The organism is Mesobacillus subterraneus, assembly GCF_020524355.2.
Lineage (GTDB): Bacteria > Bacillota > Bacilli > Bacillales > Cytobacillaceae > Mesobacillus > Mesobacillus subterraneus_C.
In genome coordinates this window covers 755,672-780,654 of record NZ_CP129019.1, presented here as the reverse complement: position 1 = coordinate 780,654, position 24,983 = coordinate 755,672, and the positions used below count along the sequence as shown (strand labels likewise).

The 24,983-nt window shown below is 43.8% G+C and carries 12 protein-coding genes and 6 pseudogenes; 1 reads left to right on the top strand and 17 read right to left on the bottom strand.

The genetic code is table 11. The features are described 5' to 3' along the window. Positions 1–108: 108 nt before the first annotated feature. The 9 genes and pseudogenes from hflC to LC048_RS03820 all read right to left on the bottom strand — a co-directional run bounded on the left by hflC (position 109) and on the right by LC048_RS03820 (position 10,492). A complete protein-coding gene (gene hflC / locus LC048_RS03860; protein WP_226604051.1) occupies positions 109–1,038 on the bottom strand; it encodes a protease modulator HflC in 930 nt (309 codons plus the stop codon). Further along, positions 1,031–2,005, bottom strand: coding sequence for an FtsH protease activity modulator HflK (hflK, locus tag LC048_RS03855; RefSeq protein ID WP_226603669.1), 975 nt, complete (start codon positions 2,003–2,005; stop codon positions 1,031–1,033). The genes hflC and hflK overlap by 8 nt, the downstream gene beginning before the upstream one ends. A gap of 579 nt (positions 2,006–2,584) precedes the next feature. Next, on the bottom strand, positions 2,585–4,354 hold the full coding sequence (gene pnpS, locus LC048_RS03850; RefSeq protein ID WP_306049482.1) for a two-component system histidine kinase PnpS: 1,770 nt from the start codon (positions 4,352–4,354) through the stop codon (positions 2,585–2,587). Beyond that, a pseudogene (locus LC048_RS03845) lies at positions 4,351–5,068 on the bottom strand (response regulator). The gene pnpS and the pseudogene LC048_RS03845 overlap by 4 nt, the downstream one beginning before the upstream one ends. A 320-nt stretch (positions 5,069–5,388) precedes the next feature. Continuing rightward, positions 5,389–5,865, bottom strand: coding sequence for a MaoC/PaaZ C-terminal domain-containing protein (locus LC048_RS03840; protein ID WP_226603659.1), 477 nt, complete (start codon positions 5,863–5,865; stop codon positions 5,389–5,391). A 190-nt stretch (positions 5,866–6,055) separates the two neighbouring features. Next, a complete protein-coding gene (gene mdh, locus LC048_RS03835) occupies positions 6,056–6,994 on the bottom strand; it encodes a malate dehydrogenase (protein WP_226603656.1) in 939 nt (312 codons plus the stop codon). 90 nt (positions 6,995–7,084) lie between these two features. After that, a complete protein-coding gene (gene icd, locus LC048_RS03830; RefSeq protein WP_306049479.1) occupies positions 7,085–8,353 on the bottom strand; it encodes an NADP-dependent isocitrate dehydrogenase in 1,269 nt (422 codons plus the stop codon). 195 nt (positions 8,354–8,548) lie between these two features. Next, a pseudogene (citZ, locus tag LC048_RS03825) lies at positions 8,549–9,665 on the bottom strand (citrate synthase). A 368-nt stretch (positions 9,666–10,033) separates the two neighbouring features. Next, positions 10,034–10,492 carry a DUF441 domain-containing protein gene (locus LC048_RS03820; protein WP_226603646.1) on the bottom strand — a complete coding sequence of 153 codons (459 nt, stop codon included), beginning with the start codon at positions 10,490–10,492 and terminating at the stop codon, positions 10,034–10,036. A 413-nt stretch (positions 10,493–10,905) separates the two neighbouring features. Between LC048_RS03820 and ytvI the strand changes: the two genes are divergently transcribed. Next, on the top strand, positions 10,906–12,033 hold the full coding sequence (gene ytvI / locus LC048_RS03815; protein ID WP_226603644.1) for a sporulation integral membrane protein YtvI: 1,128 nt from the start codon (positions 10,906–10,908) through the stop codon (positions 12,031–12,033). A 183-nt stretch (positions 12,034–12,216) separates the two neighbouring features. Here ytvI and LC048_RS03810 read toward each other — a convergent pair whose 3' ends face one another. The 8 genes and pseudogenes from LC048_RS03810 to dnaE all read right to left on the bottom strand — a co-directional run bounded on the left by LC048_RS03810 (position 12,217) and on the right by dnaE (position 24,947). Then, on the bottom strand, positions 12,217–12,603 hold the full coding sequence (locus LC048_RS03810; protein WP_226603642.1) for an FxsA family protein: 387 nt from the start codon (positions 12,601–12,603) through the stop codon (positions 12,217–12,219). A gap of 1,814 nt (positions 12,604–14,417) precedes the next feature. Continuing rightward, positions 14,418–16,179, bottom strand: a pseudogene (pyk, locus tag LC048_RS03805) (pyruvate kinase). 32 nt (positions 16,180–16,211) lie between these two features. Then, positions 16,212–17,171, bottom strand: coding sequence for a 6-phosphofructokinase (gene pfkA / locus LC048_RS03800; protein ID WP_226603630.1), 960 nt, complete (start codon positions 17,169–17,171; stop codon positions 16,212–16,214). A 298-nt stretch (positions 17,172–17,469) separates the two neighbouring features. Further along, positions 17,470–18,448: pseudogene (gene accA, locus LC048_RS03795) on the bottom strand (acetyl-CoA carboxylase carboxyl transferase subunit alpha). Next, positions 18,433–19,311, bottom strand: coding sequence for an acetyl-CoA carboxylase, carboxyltransferase subunit beta (gene accD / locus LC048_RS03790; protein WP_226603609.1), 879 nt, complete (start codon positions 19,309–19,311; stop codon positions 18,433–18,435). The pseudogene accA and the gene accD overlap by 16 nt, the downstream one beginning before the upstream one ends. 174 nt (positions 19,312–19,485) lie before the next feature. Beyond that, positions 19,486–20,049: a FadR/GntR family transcriptional regulator gene (locus tag LC048_RS03785; RefSeq protein WP_371932039.1), complete on the bottom strand. Its 564-nt coding sequence runs from the start codon at positions 20,047–20,049 to the stop codon at positions 19,486–19,488. Positions 20,050–20,116: 67 nt separating this feature from the next. Beyond that, a pseudogene (locus LC048_RS03780) lies at positions 20,117–21,357 on the bottom strand (NAD(P)-dependent malic enzyme). 238 nt (positions 21,358–21,595) lie between these two features. After that, positions 21,596–24,947, bottom strand: a pseudogene (dnaE, locus tag LC048_RS03775) (DNA polymerase III subunit alpha). Positions 24,948–24,983: the final 36 nt, after the last annotated feature.

The window sequence follows — 24,983 nt, the reverse complement described above, 5'->3', positions numbered from 1 at the left end:
GCAAAACATTTTTGATTGATTCTATATAGAAAAAAAGACCGTTAGATTCCTTCCTATTTTATCATGAGAGATAATAGAAAGAAAAATAACGGCCTTATCAGTTGATTATTAATTGGTATAGCCCATCAGCATTCTTGCGTACGGAGAATTGGATGGGAGGACAATGACGGTTTCACCGTTGATTGTCTTTTTATAGGATTCCAGTGTACGGAACATTGAATAGAATTCCGGGTCCTTGGAAAACGTCTGGTTGTATACTTTAGCAGCTTCTCCTTCGCCTTCGCCGCGGATGGTTTCAGCGTCTGCCGATGCCTTTGCAAGAAGCTCCTTCACTTCCCTGTCCGTCTGGGCGATGACTCTGTTTTTCTCTGCATCACCCATTGAAAGGTATTCCTGGGCCTTGGACTCACGTTCAGAAATCATTCTCGTAAAAACAGACAATTCATTTTCTTCCGGCAGGTCCGTCCTCTTCATTCGGACATCCGTCACAACGACTCCATAATTACCGCCAGAGAGGAGCTCATTGACTTTTTCAGACACCCTGTCATTCAATGAACCACGGGAAGACTTTTCATCATTGATAATTTCGTCATAGTCCAGCTTCCCAAGCTCAGAACGGACAACCGAATAGATGAATTCCTCCATTCTCGATTCCGCACCTTCTAGTGTTCTTGCATTGGAAATCATCTTTTTAGGGTCTTCAATACGCCAGATCGCATAATTGTCGATCAACATTCTCTTTTTGTCCTTTGTGTTAATTTCCGCCTGGGAAACATCATAGGTCATCTGGTATTTCGGCAGTGTTGTGACACTCTGGACAAATGGAATTTTGTAGTTCAAGCCCGGTTCTTTGACGATCCTGACAACCTCTCCAAATTGCCTAACCACTTTATACTCGCCCTGCTTCACGATGAATACATTCGTAAAAATAAAGACAAGCAGTGCAATAATGATGACTAGGAGAATTCCTAGTTTGGTATACTTTCTCCAGGATCCACCGCCGCGTTCATTTATATCTATCACGTTTTGATCAGCCATTATTTTTCTCACTGCCTTCCTGCTCTGACTTAGGTGTAGCTTTTTCTGTTTCAAGTGGGCGAATCGGGAAATACTTCATTGTATTGCCTTCATCATTCATGATGTAAATCTCTGTTCCAGGCAGGACTTGCTCAAGCGTTTCCAATATTAAACGCTGCCTTGTGATGTCCGGATTGGTTTTGTATTCAACAAGCAGCTTATTGAAGACTGCCACGTCACCTCTAGCCCGTTCGATCCTCGCGGCTTTTTCCCCTTCCGCTCTTGAAATCAGCGCATCCTTTTCCCCCTGGGCTTCGTTTAACTTCTGGTTGCGGTATTTCTTTGCCTCATTTATTTTCGTGTTCATTGTTTCACGCGCATCCGTTACATCGGTAAAAGCCTTGCGCACTTCTTGATTTGGCAATTCAACATCCTGCAGCTTTACACCAAGGACAGATACACCTATATCATACTTTTCAATCAAAGAAGACAATAAGTCTCGGACTTCTGCTTCAATTTCTGCCTTCCCTGATGTCAGAGCCTCATCAATTTCGGAACTTCCGATAATACTTCTTACAGACGCTGAAGTCGCATCATATAGAATTTCTCTCGGATTATCAGCGTTAAATAAATATTTTTCAGGATCAGTTATTTTCCATTGAACAACCAGGTCAGCAAGGACGATGTTTTCATCACCAGTAATCATTTTAGTTTCATCAGGAAATTCCTGGATTTCCCCATTCTTTTCCTCATAGCCAAACTGTAGGCTGAAAGTTTCTTTCGATAACTTCTCGACACTCTGGATTGGCCAAGGCAGCTTGAAGTGCAAGCCAGGTTCGCTAATCCCTTCCTCCACTCTTCCAAACGTCAAGATGACCGCCTGCTCAGATTCATCGACCGTATACCACGTTGTGAAAGCCGAAAGACCTAAAATAATGGCCAAGACAACAATCCCGCTCGTCACGTAGATTTTTTTTAAGCTTACCATCTCATTCCCCTCTTTCTATGCTTTTAGCTATGTTTGTATTTACGTTTCTAAAACGTAAAAGTTTCAAAAGAATGATAAATGGAATACAGATTTGTTACAATGTGGTTTTTAATAGTACAGACATATGAAAAAAGCACAAGCGGGGTTTGCTTGTGCTTTTTTCTAGCTCCTTGGATGAAGGGGTTTTCACTAATGATTGTAGCAAGGCAGTATTAAGGAAAAATAAACCTTCTGTAAAGTAAATGTAAATTTAGCGCTTTTTCAATCTGGCTGTTGCTTTAGTTCCAGTACTGCTTTCTGTGAAGAGCAATATGAAAGCGCAAGAACCTTGGTCAGCCCAGACAAGCGCTGGAGGGCCTGAAAGTGAAGTCGTTCTTTGACTTCACCTGAGCGGACAGAAGCGTCTCGAGGAGTTAGGATCCGCAGCTAGACATGCGATTCGAGGGGCTAGGCGCTGAAGCGAGACACTAAGCTAAGTGAAAAAAAATTATACTTTATTATTCAGCAAAAAGCCCAATTCAGTTCGAATTGGGCTTGCCAGTTAACTATTTTACTCATTTGACTCTCGATTATTTTTCACTATTGAGGCAGCTTTTTAAAAAGCTTGATCGTAAAGGTTGTCCCTTCTCCTATCCGGCTGTCGACTTCGATATGTCCCTTATGTGCTTCAATAATGTGTTTGACGATGGCCAGGCCTAAACCTGTTCCGCCGGAGTTCCGGCTCCTTGCCTTGTCCACCCGGTAAAATCGTTCGAAAATCCTCGGTATTTCACTCTTCTCGATTCCTATACCGGAATCCTGGACCACAACCGAAACAAAATTTCCCTGGTCAGTTAACGAAATCTCTACACTGCCTCCATTTGGAGTGTAGGTAATTGCATTGCTGACAAGGTTGATCAGTACCTGCTTAAGCCTGTCTGGATCACCTTCAATAACTGCCTCCTCGGTGTATTGACTCAGATTCAGCATAATATCCTTTTGTGCTGCTTTCCCTTTTAAAATCTCAATGACTTCATTTGTTTCTTTTACGAGGTCAACAATTCCATTAGTAAGCCGGAAACCATGCTGCTCTATCTTTGAAAGGTCCAGCAATTCCTGGATCAATACCTGAAGACGGTCACTTTCCTTTAAAATGATTTCCAGAAATGCTTCAAGTGTTGCCTTATCATGCATGGCACCATCCAGCAGCGTTTCAGAAAAACCTTTTATAGAGGTAATCGGTGTCTTAAGTTCATGGGAAACATTTGCCACAAAGTCCTTTCTCATCTGTTCCAGTTTCTTCAGTTCGGTAATATCATGGAAAACGAGAAGGATTCCCTTCCAGACATTGTTAGTCCCTATAATCGGCACTCCATAAACTTCGAAATGGCGTCGCTCGATTTCCAATGGCAAAACAACTTGCTTGCGTACTTTTTGTTCTGTCATGAAAATCTCTTCAACCATATGGGTAATTTCCTCGTGGTCAATTACTTCATAGTAAAGTTTATAAAGGTATTCAGAAGCCTCCACATTAAAAATTTCCTTGTAAGGCTTATTAATCAGGTTTATAAAGCCCCTGCTGTCGATCAGAATCAGGCCGCTGCCCATATTCTCAATCAGTGTGGTCAATCTATCTTGCTGGGATTCTTTCAGCTTCATCAGTTCCTGAAGATTCCTGGCAAGGATATTGATTGACGAACTTAGCATGCCTGTTTCATCAATATGATCCTCGTATGTCCTGGTCCGATAGTTTCCTTTAGCCAGTTCAATGGCTACGTTTGTTGCAGACTCAATTGGTTTTGTATAGCGATTGGTGATCCTAGTACCAAGAAGGATAATGAGCATTAATGCCATGCCCAGACTAATGGTGAGAATCCACCAGATTTGACGATAAGCCTTCTGAAGCTCATCAATCTTTGTTGTTAAAAAAACATAGCCTTCCTTTTCACCATCACGAATCAATGGGTTCCAATAATAATGCAGGTCAAAACCTCCACCAACTTCCAGGTCACTCCTGTCTCTAGGAGTTTCGTCAACAATACCTTCAATAATTTCCCTGTGCCTGTTGATTTTAGTACTCGATAGTTCACCTGTGTCATAATGGATATCACCCTCAAGATCAACGATGGTGATCCTTGCGTTAAGCAGGCCGCCGCTCATCCGTGAAATTTCTTCAGTATCCAGAGATGCGAGCCCTCCATTTTGCTCAATATTGGAGGTTAAAAGAATCATTTCAATCTTCAGCCGCTCGTTGAAAGAATTAATATAATAATTTTTGAATAATTGCCCTAAAAGCAGGCCCAAGCCCAACAAAACGATGATGATCAGAGTAATGAGGGCGAATAAGAGACGAGTCCGGTACTTTGTCATTCTCCCTTTGGTTCCTCCAGCTTATAACCTAGGCCCGCGTATCGTTTTGATATATGATGGCTTTTTCGTGTTCTGCTCGATTTTTTCCCGTAAGTGGCTTATATGTACATCTACAATTCGTGTATCTCCTGCAAAGTCATAATTCCAAACAGCGCTGAGCAGTTGGTCACGCGTAAGCACCCTGCCTTTATTCTTCGCCAGGTAAAGGAGCAACTCGAATTCTTTTGGTGTCAATTCAAGCAATTTTTCCATAAAATAAGCTTCATAGAAATCTGGGATGATCCTAATATCGCCAATTTTTAGTTGTCCGTCTTCTTCGGGCTTTTCCTCTACTGTTTCTGGCTGTGTCTGCGTTCTTCTCAAAATGGCTTTTACCCTTGCTACGACCTCACGTGGACTGAATGGCTTAGTCATGTAATCATCAGCGCCCAGCTCCAGACCAAGCACTTTGTCAAATTCATCATCTTTTGCCGTCAGCATCAGTATCGGCACATTGATTTTCTGCTGCCTGAGCTGCTTGCATACTTCCATTCCATCGAGTTTTGGAAGCATCAAATCCAAAATCATCAAATCTGGTCTTTCATCAGCTGCAAGGCGAATACCTTCCTCGCCGTCCATACCGGTTACCACTGAATAACCAGCCTGCTCTAGATTATACTTCAGCAGTGTCACAATAGATTGTTCATCATCCACAACCAAGACCTTCTTGTTCATATAAGCCTCCAAAAAAGTTATTACCCCTGTTTCATCCAGACTCTTTTCTCAAATTTCGTTGCTAATGACAACAAAGTTTGATTATATGACCAATGTTGCTCTGCGTAAGTTAAAGCTGATCATAAGAAAAGAGCTTGCTAACTTAATACCGACCAACAAATTGGCTTTAAATCACGTTAAAATCGGCTTTAGGATCTTAACGATAATCTTAAGAAAACAGCCTTCATCCAATAGATCTATTTACATTATAATATCAATCCAACCTGTAAAATCAAATGATAAACTAAAAGGGATGCACAAATAATGTACATCCCGAAAATTTAAAAGTTTTCTAATGCTTTTCCTTCCATACGCTGAACTGAATATGGAGGGCAGACGAGCAGAAGCCCCTTTACAACTGTCTCATCTTCTTCATTTTTTCCTATTACCGAAATTTCAACATGATGCTTACTTCTGATCACTTCGGTTACTTCAAAAAAGAATTGTACTGTACCGTAATGGTAAACAGGCTTCACATACTCAATTTCCTGTTTCAGAATATGGCTCCCTGGTCCTGGGAGATATTTTGAAACAGCCGAAGTGATGATTCCATTCAACATGATTGCCGGAACAATCGGTTTTTCATAAGGTGTCTGTGACGCGTAATCATGCTGGATGTATAAAGGATTGGCATCGTTCGTCAATCCCAAATATAAAAGAAGATCTTTATCTTCAATTTTTTCTGTTAAAGTTAATTTTTCTCCGACTGTGATTTCTTCTATTTTCCTGCCAAGCTTACGTTTTCTTCCAAGAAGCATAGCATTTACCCCTTTGTAATAGAAGTCCAGGAATGTACATTCCCATCTCTTGTCCCAAATTCATATACTGTATAATTTTTGTAAAAAAATCGGGGAATATTCCCCGATTTTTTTATTTGTTGTGTTAATTAGGCTGTTGATTTCCACTTTAGTCTTGAACAGAGTGTCTTATTTAGTAATCTTTTATCGCTTAAGCAAGTACTGCCATAACGTTGCGGACTGCTTCGGCAGACTTATCAAGTGCTGCTTTTTCTTCTGCAGTCAATTCAAGCTCGATCACTTTCTCAATACCGCCTGCGCCAAGGATTGTTGGAACTCCAAGGTAAATACCTTCGTATCCATACTCTCCTTCAAGATATGCAATGGACGGCAATACGCGCCGCTGGTCCTTCAAGATAGCTTCACACATTTCAACCAGGGAAGCTGCCGGCGCATAGTAAGCACTGCCATTCCCAAGGAGGTTGACGATTTCGCCGCCACCTTTGCGAGTGCGTTCGACGATGGCCTCAAGGCGTTCTTTTGGAATAAGTGTTTCAAGAGGAATGCCCCCTGCATATGAATAACGCACAAGTGGAACCATGTCATCGCCGTGGCCTCCAAGAACGAAACCAGTAATGTCTTTTACAGACAGGTTTAATTCCTGAGCTACGAATGTACGGAAACGAGCAGTATCCAGTACGCCCGATTGGCCGATTACGCGATTTTTTGGAAAGCCTGACTCTTTGAAAATAGTATAAGTCATCGCATCAACTGGATTAGTCAATACAACAATGAAACTATCAGGAGAATGCTTGGCGATTTCCTGGGCTACACTTTTCATGATTTTTTGGTTCGTCTGGACAAGGTCATCACGGCTCATGCCAGGTTTGCGCGCAATACCAGCTGTTACAACAACGATATCTGAGTCTTTCGTATCTTCATAGCTGGAAGTACCGGTAATGTTCGCGTCAAAACCTTGGACTGGGCTCGCTTCAAGCATATCAAGCGCTTTACCCTTTGTAGGGTTTTCCATTTGCGGGATATCGACTAATACTACATCCCCAAGTTCCTTCTGTGCTAGCATGAATGCTGTTGTTGCTCCTGTGAATCCTCCACCAATGACTGAAATCTTTTTGCGTTTCAATGACATAAGGCTTCCTCCTCAGAACGAATATATTTTTAAAAATATATGTTATTTATGTAAAGGCTATCCTTAAAAAGGATAGCCTTCCGCATATTTTTAGCCCATGTTCTTGATTAGTTCATCACCGAACTCAGAAGTCTTGACTTCTGTAGCGCCATCCATCAAACGTGCGAAGTCATATGTTACAACCTTAGAAGCGATTGATTTCTCCATTGACTTGACGATCAGGTTAGCTGCTTCAGTCCAGCCAAGGTGTTCAAGCATAAGAACGCCTGAAAGGATTACAGAAGATGGATTCACTTTATCCAAACCAGCATATTTCGGAGCAGTACCATGTGTCGCTTCGAAAATAGCGTAGCCAGTTTCATAGTTGATGTTTGCTCCAGGAGCGATACCGATACCGCCTACCTGTGCTGCAAGTGCATCAGAAATATAGTCACCGTTCAGGTTCATAGTTGCAACAACATCGAACTCTTTCGGGCGTGTAAGAATTTGCTGAAGGAAGATATCCGCAATCGCATCTTTAACGATGATCTTGCCAGCAGCCTCTGCGTCAGACTGAGCTTTGTTCGCTGCATCAGTACCTTGTTCTTCCTTGATCTTGTCATACTGTGCCCATGTGAATACCTTATCACCGAATTCCTTTTCAGCCAGTTCATAACCCCAGTTTTTGAACGCGCCTTCTGTGAATTTCATGATATTGCCCTTATGTACAAGCGTTAATGACTTACGGCCTTCAGTGATGGCGTAATTGATTGCTGCACGTACAAGGCGCTCTGTTCCTTCTTTGGAAACAGGCTTGATACCAAGACCTGAAGTTTCAGGGAAACGGATTTTGTTTACACCCATTTCGTTTTGCAAGAATTCAAGAAGTTTTTTGGCTTCGTCAGAACCGCTTGCATACTCGATACCAGCGTAGATATCTTCAGTATTTTCACGGAAAATAACCATGTCAGTGTCTTCCGGACGCTTTACAGGTGAAGGAACACCTTCGAACCAGCGAACAGGACGCAGGCAGACGAATAGATCAAGCTCTTGACGCAATGCAACATTAAGAGAGCGGATTCCGCCACCAATTGGTGTTGTTAAAGGTCCCTTTATCGCGATTAAGTATTCATTGATCAACTCTAGAGTTTCGCTTGGAAGCCACTCACCAGTCTGGTTGAATGCCTTTTCTCCAGCAAGAACTTCTTTCCAGACAATCTTTTTCTCACCCTTGTATGCTTTTTCAACTGCTGCATCAAGAACGCGGACAGAAGCTGCCCAGATGTCCGGACCTGTACCGTCACCTTCGATAAAAGGAACGATTGGATTATTTGGTACGTTTAAAACTCCATCTTTGACTGTGATTTTTTCACCTTGCATATTATTCTCTCCCCTCCAAAATCCTAATTCATTAACAGAATCAAAGGTTAGCAGGCAAGATTGCCACTAACCTTCTTTTGGGAAGCCTTGTATCCATCGATTTATAAAAATTGTATGGATACAAGGCTTCCTTCACTCTCCTATTAGAACAATTTTTCACTAAAAAGTAAAATATTGCTCCTTTTTCTCTAATAATTATCTCATTTCGATGGCAACGTATTCTTGCTTGCCAGGACCTGTATAGTCTGCACGCGGGCGGATCAGGCGGTTGTTATCATACTGTTCAAGGATATGTGCAAGCCATCCGGAAACACGGCTTACAGCGAAAATCGGCGTGAAAAGGTCATGGTCGATGCCAAGGCTGTGGTATACAGATGCTGAGTAGAAGTCAACATTTGGCGGAAGGTTCTTTTCACCTGTAACGATTTCTTCAATCTTAGTGGACATTTCGTACCAGTGAGGTTCACCAGTCAGCCCAGTCAGCCTCTTGGACATTTCTCTCAAATGCTTCGCACGTGGATCTCCCTGACGATATACACGGTGCCCGAAGCCCATGATTTTTTCTTTGTTCGCAAGCTTTCCGCGGATTGCCGGCTCAACATTTTCAAGAGTTCCGATTTCCGTCAGCATTTTCATAACTGCTTCATTCGCTCCTCCATGAAGAGGACCTTTCAATGCACCGATTGCAGCCGTAACACCAGAATAAACATCAGAGAGTGTCGCAACACAGACACGCGCAGTGAAAGTTGAAGCGTTAAGCTCATGGTCAGCATGAAGCACTAGCGCCTTATTCATTGCTTCTACTGCTATTTCATCTGGTTCTTCTCCAGTCAGCATGTACAAGAAATTTGCCGCGAAGTTAAGGTCTTCCCTTGGCGCAATTGGCTCAAGGCCTTTCCTTACTCTTGCGAAAGCCGTAACGATAGCTGGCATCTTAGCCTGAAGGCGGATCGCTTTGCGGTAATTGGCTTCTTTTTCCATCACGTCTGATTCATCATCATATAATCCTAAAAAGAGATACAGCCGAGCGAACTGCAGCCATCGGATGGACTTTATCGATCGGGTACATCTTGAAATGCTCAAGAACTTCTTTCGGCAAAGCCGCATTCTCTGCAAGCTGCTTTTTCAATTCGTCCAATTCTGCTGCTGTAGGAAGCTTGCGGTGCCATAATAAGTAAATCACTTCTTCGAAACTAGCATTTTCAGCTAAATCGTCAATGTCATAGCCTACATAAGTCAGCGTGTCATCAATAATAGAGCTGATAGAAGATGTTGTTGCCACTACCCCTTCAAGACCACGTGTTACTGTCATACTCAATCTCTCCTTTGTAGTTAATTTCCCCATATCCCATTTTTGTCTGTATGTTGAATTGCTGTTAAAAACAGCGTTATCAGAAAAAAGAAATTTCTGACACTTTATACGAAAAGCCGGACCATACGCCGGCGACAGACCGATTCCAGCCGAAATGCCCTGAAAATAATGGGTATCGAGCGCTTGCTCAGGCAACCGGCAAAAAGAAAATGCTTACATTTTGTTAAATTAAAAAACCGTGGATAAACTTCTAATCCCCAGGCTATACAGGGGGATGGAAGCAGTTACAAGTCCTATTATAAACAATTATCTGACATTTGTGAATGAAAACAACTTAAATCAATATAAAATATTATTTTACAAAAAGGCTATTTAAAGAATTCAAAGATTTTCATAGCCGCAAATGCGATTCCAGCACCAATTAGAGGACCAACTGCTACTCCTTTGAATAATGATACGGCCAGAATTGTTCCCAGTACAAGTGCGGTCGTTATATGGGGATCTTCGGCCAGCAAGGTAACTCCGCCTTTCGCAAGCAGAGCAACTGCCATCCCTGATATCAGCGCAATCCATGCATAAGGGGACTTGAAAGCACCGCCTAAATCCTTGAAACCAATATCACCGCTGGCAATGGGCGCCAGGACAGCAATAGTGATAACCGTTACTCCCCAGTTAATTCCCTTACCCTGGAGCAGCGAAAATGTTTTCGCTTCAACACCAGCAATCTTCATCACAAGCAGGACCAGGACCGCAATAATTAACGATTGGTTTTTCGCCAGAAAAGCAATTGCCAATAAAGTTAGTAAAAAAAGCATAGGCTCAAGCATAAATATGTCATCCTTCCACGGTTAAAACTATTGTAACATAATTAAAAATATTACAGCAAACAGGTAGGATTAAGATTGTTTTGACTACTGATTATACGCTTTAGATGATTGTTTGAATGCACAATGTTACTTATGAATTTCCTGCATTAATCAAAATTCATTTTTTTTGGACAGCCTTTCTGCGGATTTCATTTTAAAAGGAACCGTGGCCGCTATAAGAAATGATCAATTTATTGCATTCGAATTTCAGTATCTCTGAGATATTTTGTTTTTTAAAGGATTTTTTAAAATTTAATCGAATCTTTTAAAATTATAAACGTATATATTAGGAAACTTTCAGGACTGGCATCAAGCTTTTAAGATATACAGACAGCATTGGCATCCAGTTGGCCATTCCAAAAGGAGGAACCTGTTTGAATCTAGTATATCTACATAGGACATTGCGATTTATTTTCGTCATAGGCATCGTTATGTCAGGTACACTTGCACTATTTTTCGTATCCAAGGTGACCTACCCATTCATCATCGGCTTCCTTATTGCCTTTATGATGAATCCGCTCGTCAACTTTTTCCAGGCGCGGGCAAAAATGCCCAGGTCCCTGGCAGTACTCATTTCCCTTGTGCTGATCATGTTGGTGTTTGCAGGACTGATCACATTGCTTGTTGTCGAAATCGCTTCAGGAGCTGAATACTTAGCAAAAGTTGTTCCTGAACATCTAGTAACTTTGATTGATTATATTGAACATTTATTTGCGGCTCAACTTATTCCACTCTACAATCAACTAACAGGCATGTTCCAAAGTCTTGGATCGGGGCAGCAGGATACCATAATGGATAACATCCAAAACGTCGGTGCCACCATCGGAACAACGACAGGGAATTTTATCAAGGACTTTTTTGAGAAAATCCCCAACATTCTTTCCTGGTTTCCGAATGCAGCAACTGTCCTGATTTTCTCATTATTAGGGACATTCTTCATAAGTAAAGACTGGTATCGATTATCGGCGATGGGGACCAGATTTTTACCAAACCGCGCAAGGACGAGCAGCAAGACTGTATTTGCCGATTTAAAAAAGGCATTATTTGGTTTTGTCAGGGCCCAGGCTACATTGGTTTCGATCACTACGGTCATCATCCTGATTGGTTTGCTGATCCTTCGCGTCGATTATGCTATCACGATTGCCCTTGTTACGGGCATCGTCGACATCATTCCATATCTCGGAACAGGTGCTGTCTTTGTCCCGTGGATCATCTATGAAGCGATTGCCGGTGAGATGAGTACAGCCATAGGTTTAGGTGTCTTGTATATTGTCGTACTCGTGCAGAGGCAGATCATGGAGCCCAAAATACTCTCTTCAAGCATTGGGCTTGACCCGCTCGCAACCTTGATCGCTCTGTTTGTGGGCTTTAAGACCATCGGCTTTCTGGGACTGATTGTCGGTCCGGTCATCCTGGTCATTATCAATACACTGCAGCGCGCGAATGTATTCCATGATATCTGGTCATTCATTAAAGGCAAAGACGAAGTGATTATAAAATAGAATCGGATAAATACCTTATGCAAAAAACGCCAACCGACTGAGGTTGGCGTTTTCTATTTGTCTAACTTTAGCGCCTAGCCCCTCGAGTCACTTCGGACAGACCAATGAAGTCAAAGAACGTCTTCACTGGGACGGCCCTCCAGTGCTTGTCGGGGCTGAACAAGGCGCTTGCGCTTTTACGTGTTAACGAATTACTTTGATTGTACCTCTATCAATCCAGTTACGGAATAATTTGAGCATTAATGCTTTGAAAAACTTCCTGGTCGGTGATGCCAATAGTAAAAATCCCAGGGCGTCGGTAATGAAGCCTGGTGTCAGAAGAAGAGTACCACCCACAAGGATGCTCACTCCATCCAGGATGACATCTCCAGGCATCATGCCTCTTCTTAACTGGTCCTGAGTTCTTCTTATCGTTTCCAATCCTTGCTGCTTCGCCAAGAAAGCCCCAAGGAAACCTGTCAGGATGATGATCAGAATCGTCGGCCAAATCCCAATCGTTTGCCCAGAAATAAGCAGGACACCAATTTCAGCAGCCGGGACAATAACTAAAAACAAAAATATATATTTCATTCTCCACCTCAATGTTTTGGAATAGCGTGTCCTTCTATTATACGTGGCGTGTTGGCGAGAATACAATAATATGATTGGTTGAGGTTCCTAAAAGCAGGATGGGATTGAAAAAACGGACAGTACCTTATTAGACAACCACTTCGGACATTTCCGGCAAGTCCGCTCTCTGTTTTGTCCGAACATGGGGTGACTTCGGACATTTTCGACAAATCCGCTCGCTGTTTTGGCCGAACATGAGGTAACTTTGGACATTTCCGGCAAGTCCGATCGCTATTTTGTCCGAACATGGGGTGACTTCGGACATTTTCGACAAATCCGCTCGCTGTTTTGGCCGAACACAGGATGACTTCGGACATTTCCTGCAAATCCGCTCTCTGTTTTGGCCGAACATGAGGTGATTTCGGACATTTTCGGCAAGTCCGCTCTCTGTTTTGGCCGAACATGGGATGACTTCGGACATTTTCGGCAAATCCGCTCTCTGTTTTGGCCGAACATGGGATAACTTCGGACATTTTCGACAAATCCGATTGCTGTTTTGGCCGAACATGAGGTGACTTCGGACAATTCCAGCAAGTCCGCTCTCTGTTTTGTTCGAACATGGGGTGACTTCGGACATTTCCGGCAAGTCCGCTCTCTGTTTTGTCCGAACATGAGGTGACTTCGGACATTTCCGGCAAATCCGATCTCTGTTTTGGCCGAACATGGGGTGACTTCGGACATTTTCGGCAAATCCGCTCGCTATTTTGTCCGAACACAGGGTGACTTCGAACATTTTCGGCAAATCCGCTCGCTATTTTGTCCGAACACAGGGTGACTTCGGACATTTCCGGCAAGTCCGATCGCTGTTTTGGCTGAACATGAGGTGATTTCGGACATTTTCGGCAAGTCCGATCTCTGTTTTGGCCGAACATGGGATGACTTCGGACATTTTCGGCAAATCCGCTCGCTATTTTGTCCGAACACAGGGTGATTTCGGACATTTTCGGCAAGTCCGCTCTCTGTTTTGGCCGAACATGGGATGACTTCGGACATTTTCGGCAAATCCGCTCGCTATTTTGTCCGAACACAGGGTGACTTCGGACATTTCCGGCAAGTCCGATCGCTGTTTTGGCTGAACATGAGGTGATTTCGGACATTTTCGGCAAGTCCGATCGCTGTTTTGGCCGAACATGGGATGACTTCGGACATTTTCGGCAAATCCGCTCGCTATTTTGTCCGAACACAGGGTGACTTCGGACATTTCCGGCAAATCCGATCTCTGTTTTGGCCGAACATGGGGTGACTTCGGACATTTTCGGCAAATCCGCTCGCTGTTTTGGCTGAACATGAGGTGATTTCGGACATTTTCGGCAAGTCCGATCGCTGTTTTGGCCGAACATGGGATGACTTCGGACATTTTCGGCAAATCCGCTCGCTATTTTGTCCGAACACAGGGTGACTTCGGACATTTTCGGCAAGTCCGATCTCTGTTTTGGCCGAACATGGGATGACTTCGGACATTTTCGGCAAATCCGCTCGCTATTTTGTCCGAACACAGGGTGACTTCGGACATTTCCGACAAGTCCGCTCGCTGTTTTGGCCGAACACAGGGTGACTTCGGACATTTTCGACAAATCCGCTCGCTATTTTGTCCGAACATGGGATGACTTCGGACATTTTCGGCAAGATCACTCGGTGTTTTGTATGAAATAGAAGTTGACCTGGCACTTCCAAACATCAATCTAGAATTTTATCAAATAGGAAGCGATTTATCCGAAAATTAAAAAGCGTGAAATCAAATTTGATTTCACGCTGAATTTGTAACTTATCTTATATTACAAAACACTTGCATGTCCTTTGTAGATGACGCCTCTTGCTGAGTCTACCGTAATTTCCTGGCCATCTTCAAACAGATTCATGGCGTTTTCTACACCTACGATAACAGGGATTCCCAGGTTCAATCCGACTACTGCCGCATGGCTTGTTAAACCGCCTTCTTCTGTGATCAAAGCACTGCACTTTTCTAGTGCAGGGACCATTTCGCGGTCTGACCCGATTGTTACAAGGATGCTGCCTTGTTTTACTTTGCTGATTGCTTCTTGAGCATCCTTTGCTACAACTACTCTTCCGTATGCAGATTTACGTCCGATACCTTGAGCTTTCGCAAGGATATCCCCTACTACATGAATCTTCATCAGGTTAGTTGTGCCTGCTTCTCCAACTGGTACACCAGCTGTGATGACTACTAGGTCACCGTGAGAAACAAGACCGCTGTTCACACTTTCTTCCACTGCGATTGCGAGCATTTCGTCTGTTGTTTCTGCTTTCTGCCCAAGCTGTGGATATACTCCCCATACTAGAGCCAGGCGGCGAAGAACATGATCATTCGATGTTGCTGCAATGATTGGAGCCTTCGGGCGATATTTTGAAATCATACGTGCTGTATGACCGCTTTCAGTTGGTGTGATGATTGCATTCACTTCAAGGTTCAACGCTGTATGTGCAACCGATTGTCCGATAGCATCAGTGATATTGTGCTCTGTGTCCTTACTGCGAGCTGATAAAAGTTCTTTATGATCAAGTGCTTGTTCTGCGCGTGATGCGATATTATGCATGGTCTGTACAGCTTCAACCGGGTAGTGTCCAGCAGCTGTTTCACCAGAAAGCATGATTGCATCTGTACCGTCAAAGATCGCGTTTGCTACGTCACTAGCTTCTGCGCGTGTCGGGCGCGGATTGCGCTGCATGGAATCAAGCATCTGAGTTGCTGTGATAACAGGCTTGCCTAGTACATTGCACTTTTTGATCAGGTCTTTTTGAACAAGTGGCACTTCTTCTGCCGGTATTTCAACACCAAGGTCACCACGAGCAACCATCAGGCCATCAGAAACTTCAAGGATTTCATTGATATTGTCGACGCCTTCCTGGTTTTCGATTTTAGGGATGATCTGGATATGGGATCCGTTATTTTCTTCGAGAAGCTGGCGGATTTCCAATACATCAGTTGCACGGCGCACAAAAGAGGCTGCGACGAAATCGACGCCTTGCTCAACACCGAAAAGGATATCCTTTGCGTCTTTTTCTGTGATTCCAGGCAGGGTTAACTGAAACACCTGGTACGTTCACACCTTTTTTATTCTTAAGTGTTCCGCTGTTCAGAACTCTAGTTTTAATTTCCTTGCTAGTCTTGTCGATGCTGATAACTTCCAGACCGATCAATCCGTCATCAAGAAGAATTTTCGCTCCTGGATGTACATCATCAATCAATTGGTCATAAGTTACTGAGAACTTCTCAACTGTGCCCAGAACCTCTGTCATGGAAACGACGCATTCCTGGCCTGTCGTAAGTTCAACCGCTCCGTTTTCCATATCATTCGTGCGGATTTCAGGGCCTTTTGTATCAAGAAGGATACCTACCTTCTTCCCTGTTTTCTCAGCAGCTTCTCTGATATTCTTGATACGTGCCGCGTGTTCCTCATGATTTCCGTGAGAGAAATTAAGACGGGAAACATTCATTCCTGCTTCAATCAATTGAACTAATTTGTCTACACTTTCACTAGCTGGACCAATCGTACAAACAATTTTTGTTTTGCGCATAGCTTGCAACCTCCTGGTTTACTGTAAAGAGATTAAATAGAAAGCTCTTTTGATAATTTATATAAATTCAAGTCAACAGTATGCTCTTTTGCCAAAGCTTCAATGATATCGTAATCAACTAATTGATTCTTCTCCATTCCGACAGCACGTCCGCCTTTGCCTTCCAATAAAAGCTCAACTGCCCTTGCTCCCAGCCTGCTTGCAAGTACGCGGTCAAATGCTGTAGGCGTTCCTCCGCGCTGAACATGGCCAAGTACGGTAACACGTGTATCAAAGTCAGTTTCTTCCTGCAAAAGCTTTCCGAACTCATACCCGTTCATGACACCCTCTGCAACAATAATGATACTGTGTTTTTTGCCACGCTCATGACCTTTTTTAAGGCGGCTAGCAATGTCTTTCATATCATGCGGGTCCTCAGGAATAAGGATTGTTTCCGCACCGCCTGCCAGACCAGACCATAACGCAAGGTCTCCAGCATTGCGTCCCATTACTTCGACAACAAATGTTCTTTCATGTGAAGAAGCCGTATCACGAATTTTATCGATTGCATCAATGACCGTATTTAGCGCAGTATCAAATCCAATGGTGAATTCAGTTCCTGGGATATCATTGTCAATCGTTCCAGGTACACCAACACAAGGGTATCCTTGTTCTGTCAATGCCTTAGCGCCTCTGTAAGATCCGTCTCCGCCAATGACGACAAGTCCGTCAATACCAAGCTTATTCAATTGCTCGATTCCTTTTTGCTGGCCTTCCTTTGTCTTGAATTCTTCACTTCTCGCGGAATAAAGGAACGTGCCACCCCGGTGGATGATATCACCGACTGAACCAAGCTCCAACTTTTTAATATTTCCGCTCATCAAGCCTGCGTAACCGCCAAACACACCATAAACCTCTACATCATGGTAAATCGCTTTTCTAACAACCGCACGTACTGCGGCATTCATGCCGGGCGAATCCCCGCCGCTCGTCAAAACACCAATTCTTTTCATCTTTTCACCTCATTCAGTATGTACTGTACCAAAAGCTAAACACTGTAGTATTCTGGTATTAGCTTGTCTTATTATAAACAGAATACCCGGGAATATTTCTAAAATACCACGTAGAATACCTTATCTCAACTGAATCCTCAATATTGACAATAAGACGGAATAATCATGTAATTGCAAGCGCTTCAATAGGGATTTTAGCACATCTCCCTTCGCATCAATGGCTCCATTGAGGCACATGTCCAAGTTGTCAAGCTTTAATTTTATAAAATAAAAAATAAAACGTGCACTTTCGCACGTTTTATTTTACCCCTATAAATTCATTTGGAAACGAAAACTCTCCAATTCGCTTGTATTTTTCGTAACGATGGCTGAGGAGGGTCTCTTCATCGAGTACAAGCAGTTCAGACATTGAATCTTTTAAAACTTTATCCATATACTTTGCCTGCTGCTTTAGATCTTTATGCGCCCCGCCCTTTACTTCAGGTATGATTTCATCAATGATACCTAGCCCCTTTAAGGTCAGGTGCTGTGATCTTCATTGTTTCGGCTGCTTTCTTCGCCAAAGAAGAATCTTTCCACAGAATGGCCGCTGCTCCCTCTGGGGAGATCACCGAGTAAGTGGAATTCTCTAGCATATGAATGTAATTGCCGACTCCAAGAGCCAACGCACCACCGCTTCCGCCTTCACCAATGACTACACAGATTACGGGAACTGTGAGTCCTGCCATCTCGAATAGATTGCGGGCAATTGCTTCGCTTTGGCCCCGTTCTTCTGCCGCTTTCCCGGGGTATGCTCCCTTCGTATCAATGAAGCAAATAATCGGACGCCTGAATTTCTCAGCCTGCTTCATTAAACGCAATGCTTTCCGGTAACCTTCAGGGTGTGGCATGCCAAAATTCCTGCGGATATTTTCCTTTGTGTCTTTTCCGCGTTGATGGCCAATAACGGTAACGGGGTAGCCATGGAACTTGGCGATACCGCCAACAATTGCTTCATCGTCCCCATATGATCTGTCACCATGACATTCAAAGAAGTCGGTAAAAAGTAAAGAAATATATTCAAGCGTTGTTGGGCGATTAGGATGGCGGGCAATCTGCACCCGATCCCACGGTTTCATGTTCTCGTAAATTTCAGACTCTAGCTTTTGCAGTCTTGTTTCCAATTTATCGATTTCATCCATAAGATCAACATCCGTATTTTTCGTGAATTCCTTGAGCTCACTGATTTTTTTCCTTAGCTCAATAACTGGTTTCTCAAATTCTAGTTCTCCTGCCATTCGAAAGTCCCTCCTGGCTGATGGATTTCAAGTATTCCTGAGATTTTTTCTTTTAATTCCGTTCTCGAGATCACAGCATCAAGCTGTCCATGCTTCAGCAAGAATTCAGATGTCTGGAAGTCTTCCGGCAGTTCTTCGCGGATTGTCTGTTCAATGATCCTTCTTCCTGCGAAGCCAATCAAAGCTCCAGGTTCTGCTAGATTGTAGTCCCCAAGCGAGGCAAAACTCGCGGAAACTCCACCTGTTGTCGGGTGTGTCATAATTGATATGATCAATCCGCCATTATCACTGAATCTTTTCAATGCGACGCTTGTTTTCGCCATTTGCATTAAACTGAGGACACCTTCCTGCATTCTGGCCCCGCCCGATGCGGTAAAAATGATAAATGGTACCGATAATTCATCGGCTTTTTCAATCGCCCTCGTAATCTTTTCCCCTACGACGGAACCCATACTTCCCATCCTGAAAGTCGCATCCATGATCGCTATAGTGACATCTAACCCATTCACACTGCCTAACCCGGTAACTACTGCTTCATTTAATCCTGTTTTATCCCGGTCCTTCTCGAGCTTATCCTCATATCCTGGAAATCCTAATGGATTGCCTGAGACCATCTCGCGGTCCAGCTCTCGGAAACTTCCCGCATCGAGGAAGCTGTGGATTCTCTCTGCCGAATTCATTTGATGGTGGTAGCCGCACTGGAAACAAACCTTGCAATTTTTGTTCAGTTCTTTCGTATACATGATTTTCTTGCAGTTCGGGCATTTGGTCATGATTCCTTCAGGAACATCCTGCTTCGCTGCTTCAGAAGGAATTGTCGCGTACTTTTTCTTTTTCGTTTTAGTAAAAAGTTCCTTAAGCAAGTTAAAACCCCCTCCGAATAATGCTGGTTGTTTTGTAACATCCTAAATTTAGGAATAAAGCACTAAGTGGTCAGACCACTATGTCAAAAAAGAAAGAGAGCTAGTCCTCCTGGCATCTTAGGCATGTCCACAAGTATATAACATCCTTTCATCAAAAGATGTTACTTCGTGTCGTCAGTCTGTCGACATTTTCCGCAACATGCGATACCTTTCCAGGATCAATTCTCCTTTTTTTGTTTCAAGTGAGTCTACCAGTCTGTGATAATCTGCTTTCTCAGCTGGTGATTCCTTCAGCTGAAGGGCATCATAATAATCATTCAATATATACCAAATCCGATAGAAAAGATGATTGTCGGCAAGCTCAGCGATTTTCCTGAAAAATTCCTCGTCCTCAAAATTATGGTCATCAATCCAAGCCTTTAATCGTTTGATTTCGCCTTCCTGTCCCTTTTCTGCAGCCAGGTATAGACAATCAACCTCAATCATATTTTTCGTTTCGACTACGTCGTCTTTTGCTTTTTCATCCTGCAGGATAAAGGTGCTTAATAATTGGACGAGCTGGTTGCCGCGGAAGTCCCTGATAAACGTACCTTCTCCTCTTCTCGTCTCGATCAAGCCGAGAAGCTCAAGGGCACGCAATGCCTCGCGAACGGATGAGCGCCCGGCATTCAGGCGCTCTGAGAGTTCACGTTCGGATGGAATTTTATCCCCCGGCTTTAAGCCGCCTTTATTAATCATTTCCCTTAGCTGCCTGACGATTTCCACATATACTTTTGTGTTTTTTTCAGGCTGTGTCACTAAGAGATCACTCACCTTTTCCAATCAATGCAAGGCGCATCGTGCGCTCTTTCACTTCTTCTGGATCCACTTTAATGCGGTCCACGCCTGTTTCCATCGCCGCATTCGCTACAGCTGCTGCAACAGCAGGTGCTACACGAGGGTCAAATGGTCCAGGAATGACGTAATCACTCGCAAGTTCGGACTCCTCAATGAGGCTGGCGATTGCGTTTACAGCAGCTACCTTCATCTTTTCATTGATGTGGGTAGCCCTGGCATCCAATGCACCGCGGAAAATTCCCGGGAACGCAAGAACATTGTTCACCTGGTTAGGGAAATCGGAACGGCCTGTACCTATAACCGCCGCACCTGCTACTTTTGCTTCATCAGGCATAATTTCCGGAACAGGGTTTGCCATTGCAAAAATAATCGAATCGTTATTCATTGTCTCGATCATTTCAGCAGTAAGCGCTCCAGCGACAGAAACTCCGATGAACACATCTGCTCCTTTAATCGCATCAGCAAGGGACCCCTCAACATTGTCACGGTTCGTGAACTTCGCAACTTCATCCTTGATCGCATTCATCCCGTTAGGTCGTCCTTCATAGATGGCACCCTTTGTATCACACATGATGATGTCACGGACTCCGTATGAATACAAAAGCTTAATGATTGCAATTCCCGCAGCTCCTGCTCCGTTTGCGACTACCTTGATTTCGTTCATTTTTTTGCCGACAATTTTCAGCGCATTGACGAGACCAGCCACTGTTACAATCGCAGTTCCGTGCTGATCATCGTGGAATACCGGGATATTTGTTTCTTTTTTCAATCGTTCTTCTACAGCGAAGCAGTTTGGAGCAGCGATGTCCTCCAGGTTGACTCCACCGAATGTCGGCTCAAGCAGTTTTACAGTCTCAACAATTTTATCCACATCCGTTGTATTCAAACAGATCGGAAAGGCATCAACGCCAGCAAAGCTCTTGAAAAGAACGGCTTTGCCTTCCATTACTGGAAGCGCGGCTTCAGGCCCCGATATTTCCCAGGCCCCAATACGGCTGTGCCATCAGAGACGACGGCTACCATATTGCCCTTCATTGTATAGTCATAAACAGTTTCCGGCTTATCATATATCTCTTTGCAAGGTTCCGCTACACCAGGAGAATAAGCAAGACTCAAATCTCTTGCATTTCTTACAGGCACTTTTGATTTTGACTCTAATTTTCCTTTGTTTACACGGTGCATGTGCAAAGCTTCTTCACGTAATGTCAACTCAGGTCCACTCCTTAGTTATAGGCTTTCTTCGCCAAAGATTGGCGCATTCGTCTCGCTCATTTCCATCTATCGATCAAATTGTTCTTGATAAGAACGAGGAAGGCTGAATTCCTTCCTTCCAATAACGACAATATTTTACGAAAAAATACCTGGTTATTAAAAAAGTTTGCCTACTCAGTGGTCTGACCACGCATATCCTTTTCCAATATAACACATCTATTATACTTGTAAAGAACTAATTTTTAAGGATGACATTATTGTCACCCAATACCTTTTTCAATTCTCCCATACTTCCACGTTCTGTATTAATGCTGAACTCTTCCGTAAGCAGAAGTGATTTCTCGGTTTCTTCGTTATACACGATTACCGGTACAGTGCCATGATGTTTTTTCAATAAAGCTTTGAGTGCGTTCATCTTGCCAGCACTGTCCGTTCCTTTAGCAATCCGCAAATATAGAACCGGTTTTTGTTCTGATTCTTTTTCAAGGTCAAGCACTTGTTGCACGATGAATTGGCTTTTTCCTTCACGTTCATCGAATTTTCCTTCCAGCAGCGCCATTTTCCCCTGGCCTAACACATGTCCATACTGCTTATAGACAGAAGGGAATACAACAGCATCTGTTTCCCCGCTTGCATCGCTAATAGTGAGGAAGGACATTGCTTCACCTTTTTTCGTGCGGATTTTCTTTTCCTCAGTGACATAGACGCCAAGCCGAACTTTGCTTCCAGGAGATTTCGAGGCAATCTTTTTAACACCTGCTGCCTTGAACTCTTTTTCGTAAATCGAGGCGGGGTGCTTGGATAAATAAACCCCGAGCACATCCTTTTCAAAGCTGAGCTTGTCTTCAATCCGGATTGGGTCAACCTGGGTATATTTTGGCTTCAGGGAAAACTCTGCTTCAGTGAACATATCAATCTGTCCTGAGTCATCGGGAGCCACGAGCTGTGCGTGCTCAATCGCGACATCAATCGTCGCTAAAAGAACAGCGCGGTCCTGGCAGAATTCATCGAAAGCACCTGAATAAATCAATGCTTCGAGTACTTTCCTAGAAGCTGCTTTTTGAGGCACCCGGATACAAAAGTCAAATATATCTTTAAATGGCTGGTTTCTTCTCGCCTGGAATATTTCCTTGAGAGAGGCAATTCCTACTCCTTTTATCCCAGCGAGGCTATACCTGACACCATCCCCTTCTGGCTGGAAACTGAAAGCACTTTTGTTGATCGAGGGAGGAAGAAGCTTTATTTCCATTTGCTGCAGCTCTCTTGCATACTGAGCGATTTTTACATCATTGCCGATTGCCGAACTAAGCAGCGCAGCCATAAAATAAAGCGGATAATGTGCTTTCAGGTACGCCAGCTGATAGGCGATCATACTGTATGCGACCGCATGGCTCCGGTTAAATCCGTAGTTTGCGAATCGGACAATCAAATCATAAATAAGGTTCGCTGTTTGCTCGTCATATCTTTTCTTTAAAGCCCCGTTTACAAAGTGTTCACGCTCCTGGGCAAGAACTTCCTTCTTCTTCTTTGAAACAGCTCTCCTCAGCAAGTCCGCTTCACCTAACGAAAATCCTGCCATCTGTGATGCAATCTGCATGATTTGCTCCTGGTAAACGATGACCCCGTATGTATCCTTGAGGATCGGTTCAAGGTCCTTGTGGTAATAGTCTATCGGCTGCCTTCCGTGCTTACGGTCAATGAACAGCGGGATATTTTCCATCGGTCCTGGACGGTAAAGAGCATTGACTGCAACAATATCTTCGAACCTTGATGGCCCCAGCTTCATCAGTACTTTTCTCATCCCATCGGATTCTAGCTGAAAAATACCAGTCGTCTCTCCCCTTCCAAGCATCGCGAATGTCTCTTTATCTTCAACGGGGATATCATGAATGTCCAGCCTGTCCCTTGTTTTCTTCTTAATGGATTGAAGAATTGAATCTATTAATGTCAGATTCCTTAATCCTAGGAAATCCATCTTCAACAGACCTATTTCTTCCAGGTGGTCCATAGAATATTGGGTAAGGAACACTTTGGACTGGCCGGATTGGATCGGTACGACATTTGTAAGTGGCTGTTCGCTGATTACGACTCCCGCAGCGTGGGTCGAAGTATGCCGCGGCAAACCTTCGAGCTTGATTGCCGTTTCGAGGATTCTCTTATTCTTGGAGGATTCTTCAATAAAATTGCTTAACCCGGCAGATTCCTTGATAGCATCTTTCAATGTGATTCCAAGTCTCGATGGCACAAGCTTTGACAGCCGGTCGAGCTCCTTCGCGTTCAAACCGAAAACACGGCCAACATCCCTTACGGCTGCCTTTGCAGCGAGTGTTCCGAAAGTGGCAATCTGTGCTACATGAAGCTCGCCATATTTTGATGCGACATAATCAATTACTTCATCCCTGCGGTTATCTGGGAAGTCGATATCGATATCTGGCATCGATATTCGTTCAGGATTAAGGAACCTTTCAAAGAGAAGATTATGTTCAATCGGGTCGGCATCGGTAATGTACAGTACATAGGAAACGATGGAGCCAGCCGCGGAACCGCGCCCCGGTCCGATGAGGATTCCTCTTTCCCTCGAGTATTTAATGAAATCCCAGACAATCAGGAAGTAATCACTGAAGTTCATTTTTTTTTATGATGGACAACTCAAACTTCAGTCTCTCTCTATGTTTTGGAGATGGTTTCCCGTAACGTTCTTCAAGGCCCTGAAAACACAGTTCTTCGAGCATTCCATCTGCATTTTTCCCTGGTGGGACCGGAAATTTTGGCAGATGCCTTGTTTCAAAGTCAAGCATGACATTGCAGTCCTCTGCTATTTTCAGGGTATTTTCCAATGCTTCTGGATACTCCGAAAACAGCTCTCCCATATCTTTTGCCGGCTTTAGGTAAAATTCCCTGCTGCCCAGCTTTTCACGTGCATCATCCTGGAGCTTCTCCCCATTTCTGATTGCCAGCAGGCACTCCTGGGCAAATGAATCTTCTTTTTCCAGATAATGAACCTGGTTGGAAGCAGTCAGTGGAGTACTGGTTTCCATGCCCAGCCTTGCCAGCTGTCCGACTAATTCTTTTTGCCCCGGAAGGCCCTGGTCCTGTATGGATAGGTAAAAATTGTCCCTGCCAAAGATTTGCTTATATAAATCCACTGTCTGGAGAGCTTTCTCTTTTTCATCGTTTGATAGATAGTATTCTATTTCCCCCTGGGTCCCTGGAGTCATCGCAATCAGGTCAGAAGCGTAATGCTTCAGCCATTTCACCGGTATTCCCTCAGGTGATTTCGTCTGTACAGCACTTGAGATCTTGATCAGGTTTTGGAACCCTCCATTGTTTTTCGCAAGCAGCACAAGCGGGAAGGATTCATGTTCCAAAGTGGGGCTGACGACGTCAACAGTCAGGCCGAGCAGTGGTTTGACCGAGTTCCTCAGGCATTCTTTATAAAATGCGACACTTCCGTACATGACATTGCGGTCCGTCAGTGCGAGTGCGGAAAATCCTTTTGCCCTGGCATCGCGGACTAACTGCTCTACTGTGGCCGTACTCGTGAGCAGGCTGTATGCACTATAGACATGAAGGTGAATAAATGGCATTTCTCTCACACCCTTAAAGGTTAGGTTCATCTTCTT

What these genes read in the sequence shown, in the direction of transcription:
- hflC (WP_226604051.1), bottom strand. Translation starts at nt 1,038, where the DNA reads ATGGCTGATCAAAACGTGATAGATATAAATGAACGCGGCGGTGGATCC.
- hflK (WP_226603669.1), bottom strand. Translation starts at nt 2,005, where the DNA reads ATGGTAAGCTTAAAAAAAATCTACGTGACGAGCGGGATTGTTGTCTTG.
- pnpS (WP_306049482.1), bottom strand. Translation starts at nt 4,354, where the DNA reads ATGACAAAGTACCGGACTCGTCTCTTATTCGCCCTCATTACTCTGATC.
- LC048_RS03840 (WP_226603659.1), bottom strand. Translation starts at nt 5,865, where the DNA reads ATGCTTCTTGGAAGAAAACGTAAGCTTGGCAGGAAAATAGAAGAAATC.
- mdh (WP_226603656.1), bottom strand. Translation starts at nt 6,994, where the DNA reads ATGTCATTGAAACGCAAAAAGATTTCAGTCATTGGTGGAGGATTCACA.
- icd (WP_306049479.1), bottom strand. Translation starts at nt 8,353, where the DNA reads ATGCAAGGTGAAAAAATCACAGTCAAAGATGGAGTTTTAAACGTACCA.
- LC048_RS03820 (WP_226603646.1), bottom strand. Translation starts at nt 10,492, where the DNA reads ATGCTTGAGCCTATGCTTTTTTTACTAACTTTATTGGCAATTGCTTTT.
- LC048_RS03810 (WP_226603642.1), bottom strand. Translation starts at nt 12,603, where the DNA reads ATGAAATATATATTTTTGTTTTTAGTTATTGTCCCGGCTGCTGAAATT.
- pfkA (WP_226603630.1), bottom strand. Translation starts at nt 17,171, where the DNA reads ATGAAAAGAATTGGTGTTTTGACGAGCGGCGGGGATTCGCCCGGCATG.
- LC048_RS03785 (WP_371932039.1), bottom strand. Translation starts at nt 20,049, where the DNA reads ATGATTAATAAAGGCGGCTTAAAGCCGGGGGATAAAATTCCATCCGAA.